This is a genomic window from Microbulbifer maximicatervae (SeqCode) (genome assembly GCF_052468095.1).
In genome coordinates this window covers 5,227,411-5,252,798 of record NZ_CP174332.1, presented here as the reverse complement: position 1 = coordinate 5,252,798, position 25,388 = coordinate 5,227,411, and the positions used below count along the sequence as shown (strand labels likewise).

The 25,388-nt window shown below is 54.3% G+C and carries 27 protein-coding genes and 1 tRNA gene; 17 read left to right on the top strand and 11 right to left on the bottom strand.

Going from position 1 to position 25,388, the window contains the following annotated elements; genetic code table 11:
• Window positions 1-134 precede the first annotated feature (134 nt).
• The 4 genes from hutH to ACJJIL_RS23370 all read left to right on the top strand — a co-directional run bounded on the left by hutH (window position 135) and on the right by ACJJIL_RS23370 (window position 3,310).
• The gene (gene hutH, locus ACJJIL_RS23385) at window positions 135-1,685 is read left to right on the top strand and encodes a histidine ammonia-lyase (RefSeq protein ID WP_445360869.1); all 1,551 of its coding nucleotides are present in this window, start codon (window positions 135-137) and stop codon (window positions 1,683-1,685) included.
• A gap of 280 nt (window positions 1,686-1,965) precedes the next feature.
• A complete protein-coding gene (locus ACJJIL_RS23380; RefSeq protein ID WP_282930781.1) occupies window positions 1,966-2,298 on the top strand; it encodes a hypothetical protein in 333 nt (110 codons plus the stop codon).
• A 95-nt stretch (window positions 2,299-2,393) separates the two neighbouring features.
• On the top strand, window positions 2,394-2,894 hold the full coding sequence (locus tag ACJJIL_RS23375) for a hypothetical protein (protein ID WP_282930780.1): 501 nt from the start codon (window positions 2,394-2,396) through the stop codon (window positions 2,892-2,894).
• 239 nt (window positions 2,895-3,133) lie between these two features.
• The gene (locus ACJJIL_RS23370; RefSeq protein ID WP_413663747.1) at window positions 3,134-3,310 is read left to right on the top strand and encodes a hypothetical protein; all 177 of its coding nucleotides are present in this window, start codon (window positions 3,134-3,136) and stop codon (window positions 3,308-3,310) included.
• A 40-nt stretch (window positions 3,311-3,350) separates the two neighbouring features.
• On the opposite strand, the gene pyk is transcribed toward ACJJIL_RS23370, so the two are convergent.
• Window positions 3,351-4,787 (bottom strand): pyruvate kinase, encoded by a 1,437-nt coding sequence (pyk, locus tag ACJJIL_RS23365; RefSeq protein ID WP_445360868.1) that lies wholly within the window; start codon window positions 4,785-4,787, stop codon window positions 3,351-3,353.
• Between the two features lie 177 nt (window positions 4,788-4,964).
• Between pyk and ACJJIL_RS23360 the strand changes: the two genes are divergently transcribed.
• The gene (locus ACJJIL_RS23360) at window positions 4,965-5,438 is read left to right on the top strand and encodes an META domain-containing protein (protein ID WP_413663749.1); all 474 of its coding nucleotides are present in this window, start codon (window positions 4,965-4,967) and stop codon (window positions 5,436-5,438) included.
• Between the two features lie 64 nt (window positions 5,439-5,502).
• A complete protein-coding gene (locus ACJJIL_RS23355; protein WP_282930776.1) occupies window positions 5,503-6,063 on the top strand; it encodes an META domain-containing protein in 561 nt (186 codons plus the stop codon).
• 90 nt (window positions 6,064-6,153) lie between these two features.
• On the opposite strand, the gene smrA is transcribed toward ACJJIL_RS23355, so the two are convergent.
• From smrA to ACJJIL_RS23325, 6 genes are all read right to left on the bottom strand, one after another.
• A complete protein-coding gene (gene smrA, locus ACJJIL_RS23350) occupies window positions 6,154-6,741 on the bottom strand; it encodes a DNA endonuclease SmrA (protein ID WP_444892318.1) in 588 nt (195 codons plus the stop codon).
• Between the two features lie 18 nt (window positions 6,742-6,759).
• Window positions 6,760-7,623, bottom strand: coding sequence for an SDR family oxidoreductase (locus ACJJIL_RS23345; protein WP_282930774.1), 864 nt, complete (start codon window positions 7,621-7,623; stop codon window positions 6,760-6,762).
• On the bottom strand, window positions 7,616-8,068 hold the full coding sequence (locus ACJJIL_RS23340; RefSeq protein WP_282930773.1) for an acyl-CoA thioesterase: 453 nt from the start codon (window positions 8,066-8,068) through the stop codon (window positions 7,616-7,618). The genes ACJJIL_RS23345 and ACJJIL_RS23340 overlap by 8 nt, the downstream gene beginning before the upstream one ends.
• Window positions 8,069-8,201: 133 nt before the next feature.
• A complete protein-coding gene (secB, locus tag ACJJIL_RS23335; RefSeq protein ID WP_282930772.1) occupies window positions 8,202-8,693 on the bottom strand; it encodes a protein-export chaperone SecB in 492 nt (163 codons plus the stop codon).
• Window positions 8,694-8,853: 160 nt separating this feature from the next.
• The gene (gene grxC, locus ACJJIL_RS23330; protein WP_282930771.1) at window positions 8,854-9,114 is read right to left on the bottom strand and encodes a glutaredoxin 3; all 261 of its coding nucleotides are present in this window, start codon (window positions 9,112-9,114) and stop codon (window positions 8,854-8,856) included.
• Window positions 9,115-9,144: 30 nt separating this feature from the next.
• Window positions 9,145-9,561: a rhodanese-like domain-containing protein gene (locus ACJJIL_RS23325; protein ID WP_444906913.1), complete on the bottom strand. Its 417-nt coding sequence runs from the start codon at window positions 9,559-9,561 to the stop codon at window positions 9,145-9,147.
• Window positions 9,562-9,777: 216 nt separating this feature from the next.
• Here ACJJIL_RS23325 and gpmI point away from each other — a divergent pair, with 216 nt between their 5' ends.
• The 3 genes from gpmI to ACJJIL_RS23310 all read left to right on the top strand — a co-directional run bounded on the left by gpmI (window position 9,778) and on the right by ACJJIL_RS23310 (window position 14,183).
• The gene (gene gpmI, locus ACJJIL_RS23320) at window positions 9,778-11,325 is read left to right on the top strand and encodes a 2,3-bisphosphoglycerate-independent phosphoglycerate mutase (protein WP_445360867.1); all 1,548 of its coding nucleotides are present in this window, start codon (window positions 9,778-9,780) and stop codon (window positions 11,323-11,325) included.
• A complete protein-coding gene (locus ACJJIL_RS23315) occupies window positions 11,325-12,452 on the top strand; it encodes a murein hydrolase activator EnvC family protein (RefSeq protein ID WP_445360866.1) in 1,128 nt (375 codons plus the stop codon). The genes gpmI and ACJJIL_RS23315 overlap by 1 nt, the downstream gene beginning before the upstream one ends.
• Window positions 12,453-12,824: 372 nt before the next feature.
• Window positions 12,825-14,183, top strand: a complete 1,359-nt coding sequence (locus ACJJIL_RS23310; protein WP_445360865.1) for a S41 family peptidase — start codon at window positions 12,825-12,827, stop codon at window positions 14,181-14,183.
• 47 nt (window positions 14,184-14,230) lie between these two features.
• On the opposite strand, the gene hisF is transcribed toward ACJJIL_RS23310, so the two are convergent.
• The 4 genes from hisF to hisB are packed head-to-tail and all read right to left on the bottom strand — an operon-like array spanning window position 14,231 to window position 17,012.
• A complete protein-coding gene (gene hisF, locus ACJJIL_RS23305; RefSeq protein ID WP_282930766.1) occupies window positions 14,231-14,992 on the bottom strand; it encodes an imidazole glycerol phosphate synthase subunit HisF in 762 nt (253 codons plus the stop codon).
• Window positions 14,992-15,723, bottom strand: coding sequence for a 1-(5-phosphoribosyl)-5-[(5-phosphoribosylamino)methylideneamino]imidazole-4-carboxamide isomerase (gene hisA / locus ACJJIL_RS23300; RefSeq protein WP_413663754.1), 732 nt, complete (start codon window positions 15,721-15,723; stop codon window positions 14,992-14,994). The genes hisF and hisA overlap by 1 nt, the downstream gene beginning before the upstream one ends.
• Before the next feature lie 48 nt (window positions 15,724-15,771).
• Window positions 15,772-16,425: an imidazole glycerol phosphate synthase subunit HisH gene (gene hisH, locus ACJJIL_RS23295; RefSeq protein ID WP_445360864.1), complete on the bottom strand. Its 654-nt coding sequence runs from the start codon at window positions 16,423-16,425 to the stop codon at window positions 15,772-15,774.
• Window positions 16,425-17,012 carry an imidazoleglycerol-phosphate dehydratase HisB gene (hisB, locus tag ACJJIL_RS23290; RefSeq protein ID WP_282930763.1) on the bottom strand — a complete coding sequence of 196 codons (588 nt, stop codon included), beginning with the start codon at window positions 17,010-17,012 and terminating at the stop codon, window positions 16,425-16,427. The genes hisH and hisB overlap by 1 nt, the downstream gene beginning before the upstream one ends.
• 83 nt (window positions 17,013-17,095) lie before the next feature.
• Here hisB and ACJJIL_RS23285 point away from each other — a divergent pair, with 83 nt between their 5' ends.
• From ACJJIL_RS23285 to ACJJIL_RS23250, 8 genes are all read left to right on the top strand, one after another.
• On the top strand, window positions 17,096-17,428 hold the full coding sequence (locus ACJJIL_RS23285) for a hypothetical protein (RefSeq protein WP_444918550.1): 333 nt from the start codon (window positions 17,096-17,098) through the stop codon (window positions 17,426-17,428).
• Between the two features lie 82 nt (window positions 17,429-17,510).
• Window positions 17,511-19,616: a TonB-dependent receptor gene (locus ACJJIL_RS23280; RefSeq protein ID WP_445360863.1), complete on the top strand. Its 2,106-nt coding sequence runs from the start codon at window positions 17,511-17,513 to the stop codon at window positions 19,614-19,616.
• 165 nt (window positions 19,617-19,781) lie between these two features.
• Entirely contained in the window at window positions 19,782-21,941 is a 2,160-nt protein-coding gene (locus tag ACJJIL_RS23275; RefSeq protein WP_445360862.1) for an AsmA family protein, read from the top strand.
• Between the two features lie 79 nt (window positions 21,942-22,020).
• Window positions 22,021-23,106, top strand: coding sequence for an A/G-specific adenine glycosylase (mutY, locus tag ACJJIL_RS23270; RefSeq protein WP_445360861.1), 1,086 nt, complete (start codon window positions 22,021-22,023; stop codon window positions 23,104-23,106).
• A 15-nt stretch (window positions 23,107-23,121) separates the two neighbouring features.
• Complete coding sequence (locus ACJJIL_RS23265) at window positions 23,122-23,397, top strand: oxidative damage protection protein (RefSeq protein WP_282930759.1); 276 nt, start codon at window positions 23,122-23,124, stop codon at window positions 23,395-23,397.
• 126 nt (window positions 23,398-23,523) lie between these two features.
• Window positions 23,524-23,599: transfer RNA gene (locus ACJJIL_RS23260), tRNA-Phe, on the top strand.
• Between the two features lie 619 nt (window positions 23,600-24,218).
• Window positions 24,219-24,704, top strand: coding sequence for a hypothetical protein (locus tag ACJJIL_RS23255; RefSeq protein WP_444940436.1), 486 nt, complete (start codon window positions 24,219-24,221; stop codon window positions 24,702-24,704).
• A gap of 17 nt (window positions 24,705-24,721) precedes the next feature.
• Window positions 24,722-25,147 carry a hypothetical protein gene (locus tag ACJJIL_RS23250; protein ID WP_445360860.1) on the top strand — a complete coding sequence of 142 codons (426 nt, stop codon included), beginning with the start codon at window positions 24,722-24,724 and terminating at the stop codon, window positions 25,145-25,147.
• The last annotated feature ends 241 nt before the right edge of the window (window positions 25,148-25,388 follow it).

Here is a 25,388-nt window from a genome sequence, read left to right as displayed (position 1 = left end):
ACATGTCCACAAAGATGGGCACTCAAATCAAGCAATTGCAGTGCTTGATTTTGCGGCAGGCGCTTTCGCACCGCCCGCGCAGGCTGTTTTTCAACAGCCTGCTAAGCAGTAAATATTTTTTGGTGAATGAATTTATGTATCAATTGGAAATCGATCCCGGTCAATTGAGCCTTGCGCAACTGCGCCGCGTAGCCCGCGAGTCGGTGCAACTGTCCCTGGCGAAATGCGCCTACCCCGCTATTGAAGCCTCTGCCCACACTGTTGCCCAGGTTATTACCGAGGGGCGCACGGTTTACGGAATTAATACCGGTTTTGGTTTATTGGCCAACACCCGCATTGAAAAGCACGACCTGGAAAACCTGCAGCGCGCTATTGTACTGAGCCATGCCGCCGGTACCGGCAACTTTATGAGTGAAGCCACCGTGCGTCTGCTGATGGTGTTGAAAATCAACTCGCTCGCGCGCGGCTTCTCCGGCGTGCGCCCGCAGGTTATCGAAGCTTTAATGCAACTGGTCAATGCCGGTGTATATCCCGCTATCCCTGAGAAAGGCTCTGTCGGCGCTTCTGGCGATTTGGCGCCCCTGGCTCATATGAGCGTGGTACTTCTCGGTGAAGGGGAAGTATTTATCAAGGGCGAGCGCAAGAGTGCTCACGAAGGCCTCAAAGCTGCGGGGCTAGAGCCCATTACCCTGGCTCCCAAAGAGGGGCTCGCCCTGCTAAATGGCACCCAGGCTTCTACCGCCTTTGCCCTGCTCGGCCTGTTCGCCAGTGAAGACCTGTTCGCCGGCGCCCTGGTAACCGGTGCCATTACCCTGGAAGCCGCCAAAGGCTCACGCCGCCCCTTCGATGATCGTATTCACAACGCCCGCGGCCAACAGGCTCAGCGTGACGTAGCGGCAATTTATCGGGACCTGCTCGGTGAAACCAGCCAGATCGGTGATTCCCACCAGTTCTGTGAAAAAGTGCAGGACCCCTACTCCCTGCGCTGTCAGCCCCAGGTAATGGGTGCCTGTCTGCAGCAAATGCGCTTCGCTGCCGAAGTATTGTTGGCCGAGGCAAATGGTGTTTCCGATAACCCGCTGGTATTTACCGACGAGGAAAATCCGGATAACTCCGACATTATTTCCGGCGGTAACTTCCACGCGGAGCCTGTTGCTATGGTCGCCGACAACCTGGCGCTGGCATTGGCAGAAATCGGCTCCCTGTCCGAGCGTCGTATGGCGCTGTTGATCGACAGCAACTTATCCGGCCTGCCTCCCTTCCTGGTGGAAAATGGCGGGGTGAACTCCGGCTTTATGATCGCCCAGGTCACCTCAGCGGCGCTTGCCAGTGAGAACAAATCCATGGCGCACCCAGCCTGCGTGGACTCACTGCCCACCTCCGCCAACCAGGAAGACCATGTATCCATGGCCACCTTTGCCGGCCGTCGCCTGCGGGATATGGCCGACAATACCTGTGGCATCCTGGCGGTGGAGCTACTCGCTGCCTGTCAGGGACTGGATTTCCGCGCGCCGTTAAAATCCACGGAAAAACTGGAGGCCGCCAAGTCAAAACTTCGCGCCCGAGTACCTTTCTATGACAAGGACCGCTACTTTGCCCCGGATATTGAAGAGGCAAAGCAGTTGCTGAGCAGCGGCGCCTACTTAGAGTCGATAGACCCCAATCTCCTGCCCAGCAGTCACTAGGTTAAAGAGCCTTCATGGCTTGATTCGCGCATTGCGAGAGAACCATTTTTCTCACAATGTGCGAATTTTTAGTGGTTTCACCCGCCTGCCGACCTTACCTTTTTTGACTCCGAACAAGTGGGTCTATCAAATCGAAACTGAAGAGTTTCCATCAACCAATACAGACCTGCCTCGGTATTCAGCTTTGCTAGAACATTTACTCTGCCCCGTGATGATTCACGCGCCAAAAATGCTAGGCTGAATGTAGAAGTGTTACCCGCCAATAGGTGTGGAGGTCTTGATGAAACCGCTGCCCACTAGATTGCTGCGAGGCTCAGGTTGTGCGCTCGCCATCGCAGCAGGACTGGCTCTATCGGCCTGTAATGGAACATCCGGCTATCCCTGCGGAGGCAACGATTGTTCCGCCAGTTATTACGGATACAGCCCTTATTACAACAAGACGTATTACAACCTGCGTGGCCGCTATGCCCACTGCCACCCGGATGGCACCTGTCACAATATGCAGCACTGTAACTTCTACTGGGACGGCAACTTTTATCGCCTGAGACCGCCTGCGGTTGTAAATACCCAGTATCAAATTGTCGATCCACCGCCGCGCGCAAGACCTTACTAAGTCTGAGATTCTGTGCTCGCCTAGTTGGCGCGCCTAGGGGCTTGGCCCCTGCCGGGCCTCTCCGGGGGGAAATTCCACTTACCGGAGAAAGCACTATGAATAGAGCTGTTAAAACGGTGATTCTCACCGCCACGGTGTGCACAGCCCTAGCCCTGGGTGCCTGTGCCACCGATGGTTACTACACCACCTACACCAGTTACGGTGGCCCAAGTGGAGGGCAAGTCGCTTACACCTCCTCCTACGCTTATCCCTATGCCACGCCCAACTATTACGCTTCGAGTAATGTCTATTTAACTTCCTACAGGACACCGGTTTACCAAACCGTTGGTTTCACACCGGTGAATACCTATTATTACCGCGGTGGCTACGCCAGTTACCGATCCGCATCATTCCGAGGCCACCCTCGCTACCGGGCTCGCTATTACTATCGCGGAATGCCCTACTACAACCGTTTCTATTACCCTCGGTCGCCCCATGCCCGCTACCGGGCCCATCACCGAGGCTATAGAAGTTATCACCGCGGCGGTTATCGCGGCTACCGGGGCCATAGAGGCCACTATCGTGTTCGCGGTGGACACCATCGCGGTAGACGCTAACTCCAAGCTTTATTAGGTAACTAACCCCGCTGTAGCAAACCATCAAAAGACGCAGCGGGGTAAGTTAATCGCCAACCTCAGTGCAACCGCCCACTTAAATAGCCTCACCATCCAAGCTCACTGTCGCCACTTTTAACAAATTGGCGCGTTATACATCTCAATGACAGCTATTACCTCTACCCTGAATAAACAAGTTATTCGGGAATGCGTCACTCACACCACTCAAAGAGGTAACTGCGGTGCAGAAAATACTACTTATTCTGCTTGCCGTGGCCCTGGCGACAGGAGTTGCCGGTTGTTCGACAACCGCGCCCCAGGGAAGCCCAAAGTCATTAACCCTTGACGGTCAGAAGTTTCGCTGTGTTGAGCAGGAATTGGAGACCAAGGTACTGGTTAGATGTGTTCGTGCGGGGTAAGTTATTTGCACTGTGAGAATTTGTAATTTAATCGTTTGTATCAGGGCACGCGGACAATACGCAGGGTATCGGTGTGACCACCAATATCCTGTTGATAGCCCCGGGATATCAAAACGAAGTCCCCTGAAATTAGCAGTTCCTGATCCAGCAAATAAGAAATTGCTTTTTGATCTCGCAGCGGGCCGTCCATATTAGAAACATCCATTAATACAGGGTCAACGCCGCTGTAGAGGGCTACACGATTGCAGCACTTCTGGTGCCGACAAAAAGCGTAAATAGGAATTAATGCACATACTCTCGACATCAATAACGCAGTATTTCCAGTTTCGGTCTGGCAAATAATGGCTTTAATTTCTCGGCAATGATTCGCGATAATCATGGCGGCCATGGCGATACACGCATCACCCGCAGGGTAATCGCCGCGAAGGCTTTCCGGCGTGGAATAAATTTTACGGTGTTTTTCTGCCCCAAGAATCACTTCAGCCATATGCTTAACGGTTTCAATAGGATATTCACCTGCCGCTGTCTCAGCAGATAACATTACCGCATCAGTACCATCCAGTACTGCATTGGCCACATCGCAGACTTCTGCTCGAGTAGGTACTGGACTCGAAATCATCGACTCCATCATTTGTGTCGCAGTAATAACTACCCGATTGAGATAACGGGCATAGCTGATCAAATGTTTTTGTACTCCCATTAATTCTGCATCACCAATCTCCACGGCAAGATCACCACGCGCTACCATAATGGCATCACTGGCTAAGATGAGCTTCTCAAGGCGAGCATCATTGGATACCGCTTCAGCCCTTTCAATTTTGGCAATAATATGTGCGGTGCCACCCGCCTCTCTAAGTAACTTTCTCGCTTTGTGAATATCGCGAGCATCGCGAGGGAAAGAAACGGCTAAATAATCTACCTGTAACTCGGCGGCAACTTTGATATCCCGATGGTCTTTTTCTGTCAGTGCCGGCGCAGTAAGGCCACCTCCCTGCTTATTTATTCCCTTTCTATCAGATAGCCAGCCACCATTTTCAACTTCAGTTTTTAACGACAGACCAATAATTTTTTTTATGCGCAAACTCAATCGGCCGTCATCCAGTAACAGGCTGTCTCCCTCATTACAGTCTTCTGCGAGTGCTTCATAATCAACCCAGACACCTTCAGGACTGCCACTTTCTTTATCCCAATCCGGGTCCAAAATAAATTCTTCACCTTTGCGCAGATATATACGCCCATCAGTGAATTTTCCGACACGAATTTTTGGCCCCTGCAAATCTCCCAGCAGGGCAATATGTCTGCACTGACGCTCGGCTTCATCACGGACAAATTTTGCACGGCGCCTGTGATCATCAATTTTTCCATGAGAGAAGTTCAGGCGAACCATATCCACACCGGCCTTGATTAATTGCCGAAGTGTTTCTTCTTTATCGGTAGCTGGACCCAGGGTGGCAACAATTTTGGTGCGCCTGATCATATCGACGACCGTCCTTTAATCGATGGCCAAATACTATTTTTTTACATCAGTGCAAGCATAGCTTGTCACTGCTGTCGTCTCGTCACGGCAGCCAACAACTAAGCTTTTGTGAAAGCCGAAAAGTGGCTGGCTTGGGTGTGGGCTGGAGAAGGGTTTGTGTTTGGGAGTTATTCGTCGATGAGTAGGTTGGTACAAATATGGCTTCTGGGAGCCCTATTAGTTGTCGGCGGATGTCTAACAAACCGAATAGAAGAAGCCCAAGTTGTTCAATCCTCAGGCAGTATGGGAGCAGTCTGTGGTAAGAAGTGGCAGCTGGTACGCTTGCGCGTCAATGGTGGGGTGGTCGACATCCAGAGGCCTGCGGACTTTACCTTTGTGTGCAATCTCCAAGGCAATGTCATGGGGAGGAGTGGCATAAACACCTATCGGGGGGAGGTGCAGGTAACCGATAACGGGCAGTTACTTTGGGATACCTCCAGCTTTGTCTCTACCAAGATGGGCGGCCCCGAACCCTTGCTGCGGCAAGAGCATGCCTACCTCGGTGCCCTCGCCGCCACTCGCCAGGCATTTACCAAATCGCGCGGGAATCGTTTGATACTTCGTGACCCTTCCGGTGATATCTATATAGAATACGTAAAGGCCGGACCTTGAACGCCGCCACAGAAGACCTGTAAATTTTTAGGTTAAATGTCGCAAAATCAATGAGAACGACATCATGCCACGTCGTGCTTTTTACTTACTACTGAGTATTATCGTATGCAACCTGGTACTTGCAGGCTGCAGTACCCCCAATCCCCCTATTCCCCAACTCCAACGATCAGCTTGGTCTGCCTGTGAGCACGAGTGGGTGCTATCGAGCTTGTATTACTCCGGGCGCACTTATGACTCAACCCTGAGCTGGAGCAGGTTTTGGCGGGATAGACCCTTTTTCAAATGCGATCAATTTGGTTATGTTAGGGGCAACAGTGGCACCAATCCGTACCTGGGGCGATTTTCTCTCACTAGCAGCGGTGCTTTCACCTGGGAGCGGATTCCCGCTATTGCGCGCATGGGGGGAGCACACCCCAGCGATGAACTGGAGATCGATTACCTCAATGCCCTGAGAAAGTCTGATTTGATTGTTATCGTGGGTAACAAGATGATGATCAGCAATACCGATGGCAGTGCCTATATTGAGTTTGAACAAGTAGACCGCAGCTATCGCCAGGCCCAACCCTATAAAAAAGGCGACCCATTGGGTCGCCAGAATGACAATCAAGAAGAATCAAAAAGATGAGCTTTAGGAGTCTAAAAAAGCACTCTTGAGGGGAAAGCCTCAGCGGCGCATCTTAATTTGCATAAGTGACAGAAAAGTTACAAAAGAACCTTAACGGCGTTTTTGATGTATCTCCAGATTCTCCTGCCGCTTGCGTTCACTCTTTCTCAGCAGCAGATAAGTCGCTCCCAAGCCCCCGTGTTGGGGTTGCGCACTGTGAAAAGCCAGTACTTCATGCAGCTGCGGCAACCAGTGATTGATACAGCTTTTCAATAACGCCGGCTGCTTACGCCCCTCACCCTTACCGTGGGTAATCAGGGCACAGCGCACATCCGCTTCAACACAATCACGGATAAATTCCATCACGGCCCTGCGCGCCATCTCCACAGAGTGGCGATGTAAATCCAGGCGCGCATCTATGCTGTATTTGCCCAGGCGCAAATTGCGATAGACCCCGTTTTGCACACCATCGCGCTTGAATTCCAACGGATCCCATGGCTCTACCAGATCAATATATTCACCGGACAGGGGGTTCATTTCCCGCTCTGTCAGGCGCGTGGCAGCGGCGCGGCGCTCCCGCAACATAGACTCAGATTGCTTCGGCTCCTTGCGCAAATTGACGCGGCGCTCCTGCGCCAGCGGTTTAACGTCTCCCATTTCACCGAGAGCGTCTTTAAATAATTTGCTGTCGCTGCTCACAAATACCCCCTGCCAGCGTCAGTCAAGAAATAAATCCTTGGTTAAATTGTCTGCATTGGCTGGATTGTGGGCATAACCGGTGAAATCCTTCACACCGCGCTCTGCCAACAGCTCTTCATCGATTAGCTGGCGACCGCTCAAGGCGACATCTTTAGTCGTCAGTATCTCGTAGGCCGCGTCGGCCATAATCGAGGGCTTGCGGCTCTGCTCAAACATATCACGACTACCCACCGCAAACTCAATCGCAGCGGTGGCCACCAGTGTGCGCGGCCACAAGGTGTTCACGCTGATCCCCGCCTCACGCAGCTCTTCTGCCAGACCCAGGCTGAGAATGGTCATACCAAACTTTGACAGGGCGTAAGGAGCGAAGGGCCCCAACCACTTGGGCTGGATATTCAGCGGTGGGCACAGGCTGAGAATATGGGCGTTGTCAGCTTTTTTCAGGTAGGGAGTCGCCAAGTGGGCGGTGAGATACACCGCGCGACTGTTGATACTCTGCATCAGGTCGTAGCGCTTGGGTGGTGTCGACTCAACATTGGTCAGGTTGATCGCGCCCGCATTATTAATCACAGCGTCGATGCCGCCAAATTTTTCGGCAGCCTCCGACATAGCCTGCTCTACTCGCTGCTCATCGCGCACATCCACCTGCAGGGCCAGGGCATTGCCGCCGGCTTTCTCCACTTCCTCCGCCACCGAGAAGATGGTTCCCGGAAGCTTGGGATGTGGTTCTGCTGACTTAGCGGCAATCACGATATTGGCACCATCCGCCGCGCATTTGAGGGCAATCGCCCGGCCGATGCCGCGACTGGCACCAGTGATAAAGATGGTCTTGTCCTTAAGCGCCCCTGAATTGTTGGTCAGGGATACAAACTCTTCACTCATTTTTTTCAGCCTCCGGGGCAGTCACTGCCGGACTGTAAATTTCCTTGAAGATCGCCGGCATACGTTTTGGCTTGCCAGTGGAAAGCTCAATGCACACCATCCGCCATTCGGCCCGCAATACCAATGCCTTATCGGCGGCGCGAAACACCTGAAAGCGGCGAGTCATATTCAGACGCCCGTCCACCTCAGTGAGCCAGGTGCCAAACAGCAATTCCTCCCCCTCTCTGGCCGCCAGTATATAGTCATACTCGCCATGACGAATTGCCATTCCCCGGTCAAGCTGCTGATAATTCGTGACATCCAGACCCAGGGCTGCGCTGTGCGCCCAGGCGGTGGCCTCACACCAGCGCACATATTCCGCATTGTTGGCATGACTCAGACCATCCACATGTTCGGCGCCAACTGTCACTTTGGTGATAAATGGGTTTGGCAGATCCCACTGCATAAGCGGCTCCAGGTTTGTGCTGCGGTTGCGAAGGGGCAGTCAGTAAAGCGGAAGCTATCCCCGGGGAGATTACAGATATAAAAAAAGGCCCCGCTAAGGGACCTTTTTATCGTGCCAGCTGGGCTAAAGCGAATTAAGCGTTCGCTTGAGCGCCCTCTGCTTCTTTCTGTGCCTTATCGAGGGCAGCAGCGAACAGAGCGTCGAAGTTCACAGGCGGCAACATCAGTGCCGGGAAAGAACCTTTAACTACTGCGTTATCGATCACTTCGCGAGCGTAGGGGAACAGAATTTGCGGGCAGGCAGTATTCAGGGCCTGGGCCAGCTGTTGACCTTCCAGACCTTTGATACCGAACAGGCCAGCTTGTTTTACTTCCACCAGGAAAGCGGTGTCTTCTTCCAGCTTTACGGTGATAGTCAGGGTCAGAGCCACTTCGTACAGATCGTCTTCGATCTTCGCGGTCTTGGTGTTCAGCTCCTGATTAACCTGGGGCTTCCACTGCTTTTTGAAGACCTCGGCACCCATCGGGGTTTCAAAGGAGAGGTCTTTCAGGTAGATGCGCTGCATCGCAAATTGTACTTGTGGAGCCTCTGCGTTTGCCGCTGCGCCATTTAATTCTTCAGCCATGTTACAGCCTGTTCATTATAAAAAGTTTATTGATGCCTTCCGTGAGAAAGACTCCGGTAATAACTCAACAGTTGGGGCCTCGATAAAACGTTTCAAGGCCCAGACCGGATAAATAGCAAAAATTGGGGACCGCATGTTGGCGGCCGCGTCAGTTTTCCACTTATCCCGCTGCTTTCAGCAATTTGTCGAGTCGGCCACCGCGCTCCAACGCCATCAGGTCGTCGCAACCACCTACATGCTTATCGCCAATCCAAATCTGCGGCACCGAGCGGCGCCCCGCCTTGTCAGCCATTTCTGCGCGCAAGCCGGGATTATTGTCCACAGGGATTTCGCGATAAGCGACACCCTTGCTATCCAGCAGCTGCTTGGCGCGAATACAGTAGGGGCAGAAACGGGTGGTATAAATGACAACATTCTGCATGACAAAACTCCGTCAAACTGATACTTCAGGTTAACCTTTGCCTTTAACGACAGGCAGGTTCTGGTTAGCCCACTCGCTCATTCCGCCCTGCAGGCGACGCACTTGGAAACCTTTCTGTTTCAGCATGCGCCCCACCGGGCCGGCGTGCTGCCCCATCTTGTCAGCGACAATAATGGTCTTGTTTTTAAACGGTTCCAGCTCGGCAATGCGCTCAGCCACATCCCCGTGGGGAATATGCAGGGAGTCGACAATATGACCGGCAGTGAACTCGCTGCGATCGCGAATATCCAGCACCTTGGCCCCGTCGCTATTGATCAGCTTGGTCACTTCATGAAGTGATGCCGGCTCGCCAGACTTGAATCGCTCAGTCAAAACAAATGCGTAAAGCAATGCCACAAGCAGGCCGACCAACAGCCACTGCTCAGCTAAAAAGTCGAGAAAATCCACTTCGCCCCCAAAATCCTCAAGTGGTAATCAATAGGGCGCTACGGCGCCCAATGCCGGCGGGAGTATACACGATCATGGCGAAATTCTAATCAACCAAATCCCTCCGCCCCAGCCTCTTTGTAATCCGGCTTAAGCTAAATAACATGGTGAAATACCAGCCCCACAGGTTAAAATCCGCGTCCGCAATTTAACCCTTGGAAGAGGAATACTGTCGCTATGGCCGCTACGCAAGCCCCGCAAAAACGCCCCCTGGTCCTGCTGATTCTGGACGGCTTCGGCCACAGCGACAATCCCGAGCACAATGCGATTCACGCAGCCAAGTCTCCGGTCTGGGACAATATCTGGGCGACCTGCCCAAAAACCCTGATCCAGACCTCCGGGATGGCGGTGGGCCTGCCCGATGGACAAATGGGCAACTCGGAAGTCGGCCATATGACACTGGGTGCCGGTCGAGTGGTCTACCAGAACTTTACCCGGATCAACAAAGCCATCCAGGACGGCGACTTCTTCCGCAATACCGCTTACACCACTGCGGTCGATAAGGCTATCGCCAACAACGGCGCCGTCCATATTATGGGACTCCTGTCCGAAGGCGGCGTACACAGCCACGAAGACCATATTGTCGCCATGATAACCCTGGCGGCACAGCGCGGCGCCCGCGCTATTTATGTACACGCATTTCTCGATGGCCGCGACACCCCACCGCGCAGTGCCGAACCCTCTCTGGCGCGCCTGATGCAGGTGTGTGACTCCGTCGGCAATGCCCATATGGCTACCCTGGCCGGGCGCTACTTCGCCATGGATCGCGACCAGCGCTGGGAGCGCACTGAGTCCGTTTACGACATGCTGACCCTGGGTACAGCAGAGCACAGTGCCAGTGATGCCCTGGCAGGACTGGCCTCGGCCTATGAGCGCGGTGAAAACGATGAGTTTGTCGCGCCAACGGTGATTGGCGAGCCCGCTCCCATCCAAGAAGGCGATGCCCTTATCTTTATGAATTTCCGCCCGGATCGCGCGCGCCAGTTAACCCGCGCTTTTACCGAGCAGGACTTCAGCGGCTTCGAGCGCAAAGCCAAACCGCAACTGGCGGACTTCGTTATGACCACCGAATACGCTGCCGATATCCACGCCAGCTGTGCCTTCCCTCCAGAAAACCTGGTCAACTCCCTCGGCGAGTACTTGTCTGCAGAGGGCAAAACCCAGCTGCGCATCGCCGAGACAGAGAAGTACGCCCACGTTACCTTCTTCTTTAGCGGCGGCCGCGAAGAGCCCTACAACGGCGAAACCCGCGAACTGATCAAGTCACCGGATGTGGCCACCTACGACCTGCAACCGGAAATGAATGCACCAATCGTCACTGACAAACTGGTAGCGGCGATTGAGAGCGGCGAGTACGACGCCATTATCTGCAACTACGCCAACGGCGATATGGTCGGCCATACCGGTGTTTTCGAGGCGGCAGTAAAAGCCGTCGAAGCCCTGGACCAGTGTGTAGAGCGCGTCGTAAACGCCGCTCTGGCTGCCGGCGGCGAAGTGCTGATAACTGCCGACCACGGCAATGTGGAAGAGATGTTCGACGCCAACTCCGGCCAAGTTAGCACCCAGCACTCCACTCTGCCGGTGCCTTTTGTTTATATCGGCGAGCGCAATGTGCAAATGTGTGACGGAGGTAGTCTGGCGGATGTAGCACCAACCATGTTAGCGTTGATGGATCTGCCACAACCGGCGGAAATGACCGGCCAAAGTTTGGTAAAAATGGACTGATGAAAACTCTCGTACTCTTCCTGATCGCCCTGATTTCCCTGCCCGCCTGGAGCCAGGCAGAGGGAGATGAGCAGGCGCGCCTGGCGCAAATCAAGCAACGCATTGAGTCCCTGCAACAGGAACTCAACCAGGTGCGGGGCCAGCGCGACCAATTGCTCAAGGATTTGGAAGAGAACGAGAAAGATATTTCTGGGCTGCACCAGCGCATAGACAAGATCAAACAGGATATGCGCAGCCGCTCGGACAAGCTGCGCGAACTCCAGCAGGAACAACAGCAACTGCAAGAGTCGCGACGAAGTATGCAGCGGCGGGTCGAGCAGGAGATCGCCGCCGCATACCGACTAGGCCGACAGGAGCAGATCAAGCTCCTGCTCAACCAGCAAGATCCACAGAACGTCGCCCGCCATCTCCGCTACCACGATTACTTCCTCCAAGAACGCAGCCGCATCATAGACACTTACCTGGAAACCCTCACCTCACTGGAAACCGTATCCGCTTCCATTGAGCACGAGCGCGAGACCCTGAAAGCGGAGCGAGAGCAGCTGCAGAAACGCCAGAGCAAACTGCGCGTCGCACAGCAGAATCGCAAGGACACGCTGGATAAACTGGCGGTGCGGCTCTCCGATGGCAGCGGTGAACTCAAGCAGCTCAAAGGAGATCGCACACGCCTGCAAAAATTGATCGACGAAGTAGGTCGCGCCATCGCCTCACTGGTAAACCCCAGCGAGCAAAAGCCCTTTGCGCGCCAGCGGGGCAAGATGCAGTGGCCTGTTGATGGCCGCCGCGCCAATGCCTATGGACAGCGCCGCGCCAATGGCATCACTTGGAAAGGTGTCACCTTGCGCGCCAATGAAGGGGAGCCGGTGCGGGCAATCCACCGCGGCCGCGTGGTTTTCTCCGATTACCTGCGCGGCCACGGCATGCTGGTTATCCTGGATCATGGAGAGGAGTACATGAGTCTCTACGCCCACAACCAGTCCCTCACCCGCAATATTGGCGAGTGGGTGGAAAGTGGTGACACCATCGCTCGGGTTGGCAATAGCGGTGGACTCAGCCATAGCGGTGTTTACTTCGAAATTCGCCACCGGGGTAAAGCGCAGGACCCTACAGTTTGGTGCCGCTCCTGATCGGAGCTGGCACAGAGGGCATAATACGAGGCGTAAAATCCCGGGCATTTTCCACGCACCCGTTATAGAGCCCCCTCGCAAATCACAGCGATCGGGATTACACACCCGCCTAATGCTCTCCACTTCATCTCACGACTCCCGCCGCTGTGCTAATTAAATGAGAAAGCACCACGACGAAAAGCTGCGGAGTAGCGGCTTTTTTATCGCCAAAAGAGAATAAGAGCGGGAGCCAACCCAGGTGTAAGACCCCTGGGCTTATGACGACTAAGATCGTGACACTGTAGAATTTGGCGTCCGCTTAGAATCCCTGCCAATCTCTGCGGTCTACACTTTCGCAAAGCAGCGAAGAAATAAGGCAGAGGTCACAACAACATGTTTATCCCCAAGGCGCTGACAACCCTGATCGGCGCAGCCGCTCTGACAGCCCTGCCTTTAATGGGTTTGACCGACGGCGATAGCCATTCCCAGGTGGCTGCAGACACTGAAGCCCGCCTGCCGCTGGAAGATCTGCGCAGCTTTGTCAAAGTTTTCGAGCAAATTCGCCAGGGCTATATCGAGGAAGTGGACGACCGCACCCTGCTGGAATACGCCATCAAGGGCATGCTACAAGGCCTAGACCCGCACTCCTCCTACCTTGATCGCCGATCCTTTGACGATTTACAAGCCAACACCACCGGTGAGTTTGCCGGCCTCGGGATCGAGGTGGGCATCGAAAACGACCATATCACCGTCGTCACCCCCATGGACGACACCCCCGCCTCCCGCGCTGGCCTCAAGGCCGGCGATGTCATACTGCGCTTGTCGGGCAAATCCATGAAGGGCGTGAGCCTGGATGAAGCGGTGGAGTGGATGCGTGGGCCCAAGGGCAGCAGTGTCACCCTGACCATCGCTCGCAAAGGTTTTAAAGAACCTTTCGATGTCACTCTCAAGCGGGACACCGTGCGTGTGCGCAGTGTGCGCAGCAAAGTCCTCGATGATAGCTACGGTTACCTGCGCATCAGCCAGTTCCAGCTGGACACCGGCGCCGATGTGGCCGACGAGCTGATCAAGTTGCAGAAGAAAGGCGCACTTAAAGGGCTGGTTATCGACCTGCGCAACAACCCCGGTGGCGTGCTGCAATCCTCGGTGGAAGTAGCGGATGCATTTTTGGAAGAGGGTCTGGTGGTCTACACCGAAGGTCGCAATGAAGCCGCCAACCTGAGCTATTCCGCCGAGCCGGGCGATTTAACCGAAGGCGCTCCGCTGGTTGTATTAATCAACGCGGGCTCCGCCTCTGCAGCGGAAATTGTCGCCGGCGCCCTACAGGACCACCGCCGCGCAGTGGTGATGGGCACCGACAGCTTCGGCAAGGGATCGGTACAAACCGTAATCCCTATCAATAATGAGCGCGCCATTAAGCTGACAACCGCGCTCTACTTCACTCCCAATGGCCGCTCAATCCAGGCCCAGGGCATCACACCGGATATCGTGGTAGAGCGGGTGAAAGTCACCAGGTTGGACGACTCTCCCAGACCCACTGAAGCGGATTTGGCAGGGCATCTGGACAACGGTAACGGTGGTGCCGACCGGACTTCTGAAGACCGCTCGAGAGAACAGGAAGCACGGGAAGACTGGATGGATCGCGACAATCAAATCTTCGAAGCCCTCAATGTACTCAAGGGCCTCAATCTCTACGCTCACAGGGACAGGGGTTTGCGCGAGCGCCTTGCCCGCGCAGACGAACAGCAGTAAGCAGAGTGCGGCGGGCCCAAGGCCCGCCGTGCAAGACCTACACCTTCCTACAAGCGCATTTCAATCCCCGCGCTATGCATAAATGCTTTCGCTTCGGCAATGGTGTATTCGCCAAAGTGAAAAATACTCGCAGCCAATACCGCATCCGCACCGCCGTGCAATACGCCATCCGCCAGGTGCTGTAGATCTCCCACACCACCGGAAGCAATGACTGGCACTTGAACCGCCTCAGTAACTGCCCGGGTCAGGGCCAGGTCAAAACCGTTCTTGGTGCCGTCGCGATCCATACTGGTCAGCAGGATTTCGCCGGCACCGTATTCGGCCATCTGCCGAGCCCAGGCCACTGCATCAATGCCAGTGGGCTGGCGCCCGCCATGAGTGAAGATCTCCCAGCGACCCTCTCCCACCTGTTTGGCATCAATAGCCACCACAATACACTGGCTGCCAAAGCGCTCGGCGGCCTCGCGTACAAACTCGGGATTTTTCACTGCCGCTGAATTGATTGCAGTCTTGTCCGCACCGGCATTCAGCAGATTGCGGATATCTTGCAAGGTGCGCACACCGCCGCCAACAGTAAGGGGGATAAACACCTCGTGGGCCATTTTCTCCACGGTGTGCAGGATGGTATCGCGCTGCTCATGGGTGGCGGTGATATCGAGGAAAGTGACTTCATCCGCGCCCGCTTCGTTGTAGCGGCGGGCAATTTCCACCGGGTCGCCGGCATCGCGGATATCGACAAAGTTAACGCCCTTCACCACGCGGCCGTTGTCCACATCCAGACAGGGAATAATACGTTTCGCCAGAGCCATTATTTGTTCCGTTGGTCGCAAAGCTGCTGCGCTTCGCGCAGGTTCAACTTGTCTTCGTAGATCGCCCGGCCGGTAATCGCACCGTAGATTTCACCGGCATCCAACAGCTGTTCGATATCCTCAATGCTGCTAACACCGCCAGAGGCAATAATAGGCACCTGCACTGCTCGAGCCATTTCCAGGGTCGCCTCAATATTGACGCCTTGCATCATGCCGTCGCGGGCAATATCCGTATAAACAATAGAGCTGACGCCACAATCGGCAAAGCGCTTGGCCAGTTCTGTCGCCTTCAGTTCGGAGACCTCAGCCCAGCCCTCGGTAGCCACCAAACCATCTTTAGCATCGAGCCCGACAATAATATGGCCCTCGAACTCGCGACACGCCTCTTCCACCAGCTTGGGATTTTTTACCGCCGCAGTGCCGATAATCCCCCACTGCACGCCGGCATCCAGATAGCGCTCGATAGTGTGCAAATCGCGAATGCCTCCGCCAATTTGCACCGGTAAATCGGGAAACTGTTTGGCGATAGCAGTTACCGCTTCACCGTTCACCGGATTGCCGGCGAAGGCACCATTCAGGTCCACCAGGTGCAGGCGCTTGGCTCCCTCGTTCACCCAATGCTGGGCTGTCGCCAGGGGATCATCGGAAAATACAGTGGCGTCATCCATCTCGCCCTGGCGCAGGCGCACGCATTGGCCGTCTTTTAAATCAATCGCGGGAATTACAATCATGTCTTTTCTTACGTCGGCAGTAATTTCAGTGTGATCGGTGAGCTGGGCCTATTGGGCCCGGCCGTTCCAGTGGACAAAGTTCTTTAGCAGCTGCAAGCCAGCCTCGGCACTCTTCTCCGGGTGGAACTGGGTGGCGAAGATATTCTCCCTGGCAACTGCGGCAGCCAGGGGAATGCCGTATTCGGTTTGCCCGGCAATATCCGGATTTTCAGCAGCCGGCACATAGTAGCTGTGGACAAAGTAGAAACGGCTGCCATCGGCAATATCGGCCCACAAGGGGTGCGGCTGACGCTGCTGAACGCTATTCCAGCCCATATGGGGCACCTTGAGCCGTTCAGCACTCTGCGCCGGGGGAATGTTGTCGCCGAAGAATTTCACCGGCTCCGGGAAAATCCCCAGGCAATCAACGCCATTATTCTCCTCGCTGTGGTGCATCATAATCTGCATACCCACACAGATACCCAGCACCGGGGTACCCACACTGATGGCCTCGCGAAGCAGCGGCGAAAAACCCGCCTCGACAAACCCTGCCATACAATCCCGAATGGCACCCACACCGGGCACCACCAGGCGCTCTGCGCCCGCAGCCTGCTCCGGCGTCTGCGCCAGCACCACCTCGGCCTCCGGCGCCACCTTGTTCAGGGCGCTGGCCACCGAGTGCAGGTTGCCCATACCGTAATCGAGTACTGCAATCTTACCCATCACAAGACTCCTTTGGTGGAGGGCATAGTGCCGGCCATACGGGGGTCCGGGGTCAACGCCATACGCAGGGCGCGGCCAAAGGCTTTAAATACAGTTTCCACCTGATGGTGAGCGTTGTGACCCCGCAGGCAATCAATATGTACGGTTACCAGCGCGTGATTGACGAAGCCCTGGAAGAACTCAAAAAACAGTTCGGTATCAAAATTGCCGATCCGCTTCTGGGTGAAAGGCACATCCATAACCAGGCCGGGCCGGCCGGAGAAGTCGATTACGACCCGGGAAAGCGCCTCATCCAATGGGACATAGCTGTGGCCGTAACGGGTCATCCCCTTTTTATCTCCCAGCGCTTCGGTAATGGCTTTGCCCAGGGTAATGCCGATATCTTCCACCGTATGATGGTCATCGATATGAATATCGCCATCGCAGCTAATGTCCATGTCGATCATGCCGTGGCGGGCAATTTGATCGAGCATATGCTCCAGGAAAGGAACCCCAGTCGCGAACTTGCCATGACCTTGGCCGTCCAGGTTAACGCTGACTTGAATCTTGGTTTCCAGGGTGTCACGGGTGACGCTAGCTGTACGCATCGAAAGCGATCCTTATTTGCACGATAAGACAGAGGGCGCAAATTATAGGATGAATGACACCCCCTGTGGTTCTCTAGTGTCAGATGAAACTTGATTCGTATTTGTTTAGCCCTATCATGCACCGCATGGTTACTCTAACGCGCCGAAAATCCCATTACTGGGCCAGCCTGTTCCTGTTACTCGCCGTAGTAGCAGCTCAGCCGCTGTGGGCGGAGCACTTTCACCTGGGCAACACCCAGGTAGAGATGTGTGACCTGTGTTGCATGCATTCACCTGCAGCACTCGGCAGCGAGCCATTGCTCGTACAGGCTGAGCCCCAAAGTCACTATGAACGGCCCTCTGCGCCAACCGCGCGCGATTGCCAGCCAGAGCGCCAGAGTGCGCGCGCCCCTCCCTTCTTCCTGTCACTCAGCTAACACCCAAAAACCGATATTTTTTAGTGAATGCCCGCGCTGGAGCGCGTATGGCATTGTCCGCCTGTGACAGGAATAAAAAACAATGACTAAGTTCAATACTTTGGCCCTGGCTATTGCCAGCTTGGCCGTGCCCGCTATTTGCGCCGCAGAAGACAGCAACAAACTGGAAGAAGTTAACGTCACCGTATCTCCCCTGGATAAGCCCGCCGACGCAGTAGCTGCCCCGGTATCGGTGCTCTCCGGCGAGACCCTGCGCAAAGCCGCTTCCGCCACCCTGGGCGAAACCCTGAAGAACCAGCCGGGAGTGGCCAACGCCTCCTTTGGCAGTGGCGTGGGCCTGCCGGTTATTCGCGGCCAGAGCGCCAACCGGGTGAAGATCCTGAACGACAACCTGGATGTCTCTGACGCCTCCAACACCAGCGCCGATCACGCCGCTAGTATCGAACCTCTACTGGCGGAGCGCATCGAGATACTGCGCGGACCGGCGGCACTGCGCTACGGCAGCGGCGCTATCGGCGGGGTGGTAAATATTATCGACGGTCGCATCCCCACTGAGGTACCCGAGGAAGTTGAAGGCGCGGTTGAGATGCGCCACGACACTGCCAACAGCCAGGATGCCTCGGTATTCCGCTTTACCGGCGGTACCGGGCAGCTGGCCTGGTACTTCGACGGTGTCTATCGCGAAAACGACGACACGGAAATCCCCGGCCTCGCTATTGTCGAGCACGAGGAACATGAAGAGCACGACGAGGACGAAGGCGAGCACGAGGAAGAGTTCAACACCGACGGCTTCGTCGGCAACACCAATGCCCGCGCTCACAGCTACAGCGGCGGTGTTTCCTGGATTACTGAAAGTGGCTACATCGGCCTGTCAGTAAACAAGCTGGAAAACAACTACGGTATCCCCCTCGGCACTCACGAGCACCACCACGATGATGAGGAGCACGACGAGGACGATCACGAGGAACACGAAGAGCATGAGGAGGAGAGCGAAGCCGAAGCTGTGCGTATCGATATGGCGCAGACTCGCTACGACCTCAAAGGCGAGCACCGCTTCAACAGCAACTATTGGGACAAGCTGCGCCTGCGTATCGGCTATAACGACTATAAGCACGTAGAGCTGGAAGAAGGTGAACCCGGTACCCGCTTTACCAATGAAGCCTGGGAAGGTCGCTTGGAAATCACCCACGACAACGATAGTGAGTGGCGTGGTGCTTACGGCCTGCAATTGTCCGACAAAGACTTTGCTGCAGTGGGCGACGAAGCCTTTATCCAGCCCTCCCGCACCCGCAGCGCCGGCCTCTTCACCATGAAGGAACGCGAGTGGGGCAACTGGCACCTGGACCTGGGCGCGCGTATTGAGCGTGTCGATATCGATCCGGAGACCTCAGAGGATCGCGACTTCAATCTGTTCAGCACCAGTGCCACTCTGCAGTACTTCCTGCAAGAGCACCAACATATCAGCGTCGGCGCCACCCACTCCGAGCGCGCCCCGGTAGCCGAAGAGCTGTTCGCCGACGGTGAGCACCTGGCCGAGTCGCGCTACCTGATCGGTAACAGCGACCTGGACAAAGAACGCTCTTTAAACCTGGAACTGGGCTATCACCACCACAACGAAGCGGCCAGTGGCTGGCATGCAGCGCAGATTGAAGCCAGCGTCTTCTACAACCGCATCGGCGATTACATCTACGCGCAAAACACCAATGAGTTGTTTGAAGAAGAGCTGCCCATCTACGCCTATGGCAACCGCGATGCCACCTTCTACGGTGCTGAAGCCTCGGTGAAATTTCCCCTGCGCAGCAACTTCTACCTGACTCTGTTTGGCGATGTTGTGCGCGCGAGCTTCGACGAAGATATCGCCGGTGAGAGTTCCGATGTGCCGCGCATGCCTCCCCTGCGCCTGGGTCTCGCCCTGGGAGCAGAGTACGACCAGTGGGGTTGGGAATGGCGCACAGTCGAAGCTGCGGACCAGGATCGCGCTGGCGCCTACGAAGAAGAAACCGACGGCTATACCCGTATGGACCTGAGTGCCCACTACAACTTCAACATCGGCAGCAGCGACGCGGTGATCTTCGCCAGCGCCCGCAACCTGCTCGACGAAGAAATTCGCAACTCCACCTCACTACTGCGCGACTACGCTCCTGAAGCTGGTCGTAGCGTCGAAGCCGGTGTGCGGTTTATTTTCTAATAAACACCTGCTTCAATGGCCCCGCAGTGCTTTCCCAGCCTCGCGGGGCTGCATCTCCTACAATTCCGGCATAACCTATTTGTAGAAGTGCGCGGGAACATCGAGCCGCGCTGCGGCGTCATATGCGTGACACCACACGACAAATACACAGGGACAATGCTCTCCATGGCCTGGATAAAGCGCACTTTTATCGCACTTTTAATCGTTTTCCTGCTACTCGCTGGCGCCGTCGCCTGGCTGTTAGCAGGACTCGACATCAACCAATACAAACCCCAGTTAGAAAAACTCGCTGCCAAGCAAGGCATCTCCCTGCAACTGGAAGGTGATATCGGCTGGCAACTGTGGCCCAAGCTCGGCCTGCAACTTGAAGATGTACAGCTGGCACCATTAAAGCTACCAAAACAAACTCTGGTGAAAGCAGAAAAAATTGCCATTGGCGTGGCCCTCAAGCCACTACTGCAACGCAAAGTAGAGGCTGAGGAGATAGTCCTGGTAGCTCCGCAAATTGAGCTCACCGTCGACAAAGAAGGGCGCGGCAACTGGGAGCTGATCAGCGAGGCCCTGGAAGCTCAGAGCAAGCAACCTCCCAAACTCTCTATCCCCAAGGAACAGGAAGAGCCATCACAACAACAGGTCGACCTGAGCCTGCAAAAGCTGCGTATCGAGAAGGGCGTGGTGCTCTACAGCGATGCCCAGACTAACAAAGAGTACAAAGTCCAAGACCTGCAGGTAAGCGTTATTAACCTGGTGCCGGGTGGCGAACCGGGCAAACTCACTGCCGCAGCAGACCTTACCGGCAGCGACCTCAAACACCCACTGAAGCTAAAAATTGATAGTACCCTCGCTCTGGACGAGGGCCTCAATGGGCTGCGCCTGCAACCGCTACAAGTAGACCTCACCTCTGAGAACAGCGCCAAGGCCAGCCTACATATGCGCGGCTACCTGCGCAGGGACAGCAACACCCAACCCTGGCGTATACAACTAAACGTCAACGCCAATGCCGACCCTCTGCGCCCCTGGTTTGAACTGACGGGCACAGAAATCGATACCCGCGATAAAGCGGCACTGCAAAAGCTGAGTATCGAAGCGAGCGTGGAAGGTACCGAGCAAAAGCTCGACCTGACACCGCTGCAATTGAAACTGGACGACGTCACCTTTAGCGGCAACGCCCAATTGCGCAACGCAGAAATGCCCGGGCTGGACCTGAACCTGCGCGGCGGCGCCTTTAACCTGGATAACTACCTGCCCCCTTCGAACGAAGATGAAGCTGGAGCCGCTTCGGCGGAACAAACCGAGGGAGTGGAAGCACAGAGTGCCCAAGCTCCCGCCGCTGAAAGCAAAAAGCAGGGAGAGCAGGCGACAAAGAGTGATCAAACTGAAACCGCAGAAAAACCAAAGAGAACAGTAGCTGCCAAGCCGCCTGCGGCAGAACCCCTGCCACTGAGCGACCTGCGCGGCTTCAACGCCAATATCAGCCTGGCACTGGACCAACTGCAAGCCGCTGACCTGCAAATGGACAGCCCGGAAATCCAACTCACTGTGGATAACGGCCTCTACCGACTGCAAAAATTGAGTGCCGATATCTATGGTGGCCAGCTGAACACGAATGGCCAGCTCAACGCTCGCGCCCAGTCCGCCGAGGCGCAGATGCGCGGCGGTCTCACCAATGTGGATATCGGCAAGGTCCAAGCTGCCCTCTTCCCCAGTGAAGACGTCCAGCTGGCTGGGGAAGCCAGCGTTAACTGGAGTGCCAGCACCAAAGGTAAAACATCCACAGCCTTAGAGAAAAACCTGCGCGCCTCCGTTGAGGTTTCCAGCAAGGAAATGTCGATTTCTCCATTCAACCTGGAGAAAAACATGTGCCAGCTGTTCAGCTACGCGGAAAATACCGAAATGCCCACCCGGGACTGGCCCAATAGCACCGGACTGCAGGACCTTCGCGCCACCATCGCGGTGAAAGGCGACCAGGTAGATGTGAGCGAAATTCTCGCCGGTATCGAAAATATCGCCCTGACCGGTGACGGAGAGGTGGACCTGAAGAAACAGGACTTCGACTTCAAGCTCGGCTTGGCCCTGGTGGGCGAGAGCACCTCCGCCGACGGCTGTACCGTGCGCAACAAGCGCTGGCGCAACCGCCCGCTGCCACTGCGCTGCAAGGGCGACTTCGACGATGTGAACATCAGCACTTGTAAACCCGACAGCCGCCGCCTCGACGACTTGCTGCGGGAAGAACTGAAGCACAAAGCCGAAAAGAAATATGGCGATAAAGTTGAAGAAAAGGTCGACGAGCTGAAAGAAAAATTGAAAAATCTCTTCGGCCGCTAAGGCCCCGCTAAAGTGCACCGGGGTCCACCCGGTGCACAACTCCAGCGTTCAACCACAGATTCCAGCCCGCAGTATCCCCATGACCCCAAAGCAGTTCCAAAATGCCGTCCTGAAATGGTTCGACAAACACGGGCGCAAAGACCTGCCCTGGCAGCAGGACATCAATCCCTATCGGGTTTGGGTGTCCGAAATCATGCTGCAACAGACCCAGGTCACCACGGTGATTCCCTACTTTGAGCGCTTTATGCAGAGCTTCCCCACCCTGGAAAGCCTCGCCCGCGCGCCTCAGGACAAAGTCCTGGCTCACTGGAGCGGCCTCGGCTACTACGCCCGCGCCCGCAACCTGCACAAGTGTGCCCAGACGGTGCTGGAGGAATACGGCGGGGAGTTTCCCCAGGACGTAGAGGAACTGACCGAATTGAGCGGGATAGGCCGCTCCACCGCTGGCGCTATTGCCAGTATCAGTATGGGACTCAGGGCACCGATCCTCGATGGCAACGTCAAACGGGTGCTGGCCCGTTTTCACGCCGTGGAGGGCTGGCCCGGACAGACAGCGGTTGCCAATCAACTGTGGCAACTGGCCGAGACCTACACCCCGAACCAACGCGTTAACGACTACACCCAGGTGATGATGGACCTGGGTGCCACCCTGTGCACCCGCTCGAAACCACGCTGCGAGGAGTGCCCGGTGAAAAAATCCTGTGTGGCTCACGCCCAGGGCAATCCACAGGATTTCCCCGGCAAGAAACCGCGCAAGGAAAAGCCGGTGCGCAGCACCACCCTGCTCTTGCTTGAACACAAAGGTGAGATCTACCTGGAACAGCGCCCGCCCAGCGGCATCTGGGGCGGACTCTGGAGCCCGCCTGAAGCCGACAATAGCAGCGACTGGCTCAAGGCAAAGCGCTGGCGTGCCAGTGACATCCAGCCCCTACCGACCCTGCGACACACCTTCACTCACTTTCACCTGGATATTTCCCCGGTGTGGGTACAACTGAGCAAAGTCCCTGCACAGGTGGCGGAGAGCGGCGCTGGCTGGTATAAACTGCGGCGTTTAAACCGCCCTCGTGCGGCCCAGGAACTGGGGCTACCCGCCCCTATCGTGAAGCTGGCAAAACAACTACTGGCGCTGCAGGCTCCCCTGCTCACGCCGACCACTGCCGACTAAAACCAGGAGGAGTCCATGTCCAGAACCGTATTCTGCCGCAAGTACCAAGAGGAATTGGAAGGTCTGGATGCACCGCCCTTTCCCGGCCCCAAAGGCATGGATATCTTCGAGAACGTTTCCAAAAAAGCCTGGCTGGAGTGGATGTCCCACCAGACCATGCTGATTAACGAAAAGCACCTGAACATGATGGAACCCTCAAGCCGCGCCTACTTGAGCGAGCAGATGATGAAGTTCTTGAGCGGCGAGGAATACGACGCAGCCGACGGTTACGTTCCGCCGGAACAGCAGTAACACAAGGCCCCGAAGCTTCCCCGGCAAAGAAAAAAAACTTTTTTATAATCAAGGGGTTGACTCTGACCCGGGGAAGGGCTTTAATACGCGCCTCGCGACGCAGGGGAAGCCCAGCAAGATCGCAAAGCCCGGATAGCTCAGTCGGTAGAGCAGGGGATTGAAAATCCCCGTGTCGGTGGTTCGATTCCGCCTCCGGGCACCATATTAAAAAGCCTCATCCGCAAGGATGGGGCTTTTTTTATGCTTGATTCACAATGAAACTCCAGCTTTCAAATCTAGGGCATACTTATTAATCACCCACCCTTCTGCTACGCTTGCCTGCTTTTCATCCAGCCCTGTTAACCCCACCAATCCCCATTTCACCTTAAAAATTCTTTTTGCTTTTAACTCATTAGGACTGGAAAGCTTACCCCTCGACCCACTTCCCCCACCCGCTTCATGAGTCCTTTCACCCCTTCTACTTCAAAGTGCGGCTTTTTAAGGGATTGCTTTATTTCTTCTCGACCTCATTAATTATTGGATTATGCTTGATGGAAACCCTCCCTTTTTCATCTATTCTGACAATTACTTTTGCTAGTAAGGCCCTACCACACCTTAGCGCTAAGTGACATCTAACTTAAGGAGCACCTATAATAAGTATTATCTGGGCAAATTAATGTTTAATTATCTCCGCTCTTGAAAATAGAAACTGTGAGAAAATATTACCTATTTTGACCATTAACAATGAATCAATTTTCAACTAGAAAAATATCTGAAGAATAGTAACTTAGCCTTTATACCAACCTCTATATTTCAACAATTAGACGGGATGGATCAGAACAATGACACTCAAAGAAATATCTCTCCTTATATTTGTCACTTCCCCCTCTTTATCTACTGCATGTGCGCCAATCATTCAAAAGAAGATCGCTATTCCCCCACTGTCTCCAGATAAAGAATTTACATACGTATACCCAAAACCTGAAAAAGATTATTTTATTCAGAAAATTGAAAATTCTAGTAATATCGCTATTGTTGAAATCCATGTTGATCATCATTACACCAACCATCCATACGACGCACAAACTGGCTTTATAGTTTTATATGGATGGGGAGATCCACAGCCTAAATTCATTAGCGTTCACCGGCAAGGATCAAGCTGTGGGAAACCGGAAAAAATAGAAGCAAACTCAAGATATGTAGCTATCTTTGAGAAAAATAAAAACCCAATACTAATCCCTCTTAAAGAGGCCGAAGAATCTATCAGGTTTCTTGGCAAGCCAGAATATATGCATACATCCGTTGGTCTTTTACCAAGAGAATTGTAACCACAAAAGAATACAACATGAAGAACTATATACTAGTTGGCACAGCCTCTTTAATGCTTATTTTATTCTCATCAATTTACAGCTTTCTATTCGGAAAAGAAGGCAATGACAACATCCTCAATGGAGCCCGAGCACTAGCTCAAGAACATGCAACCAATGAATTAAAAAATAACAATTTAACCTTGATGGCAGAAAGCTACATGGGAAGCAAAATAGCGAATATCCCAGGTTTAGATGAAGAAAAATATCTAAACTGCTTATCCACTTTAGTAAGCTTGAAATTTTATAAAGACAATGCTGACTTTGAGCCTAATCTTACAGAACCTGAAAAAATTCAACAATTAAAATACACCCCAGAAAAATCGCGCCACTACGCTGTAACATTCAACGAAGTTAAACTTTCTGCAATAAGAAGGCACCCTGATATTAATTGTATTTTTTAAAGATAAATATCAGCTTAACAGTATTTTGAACCATTTCACTTCCCTTTCCTAATCATCTCAGCCTGTAACTTTTCGGCCAATACCATTTCAATCACAAATATCAAGCGTAAGATAGATATTTAATTGGACCAACACCCTACCTACTGTAGAATGCGCGGCTTTTTGCACCTAAGCAGTGAACCACAAAAAAGTTATAGCTAAGTTTCAGAGGTATATATGCCAGCAGGGAAGCCGAATAAGG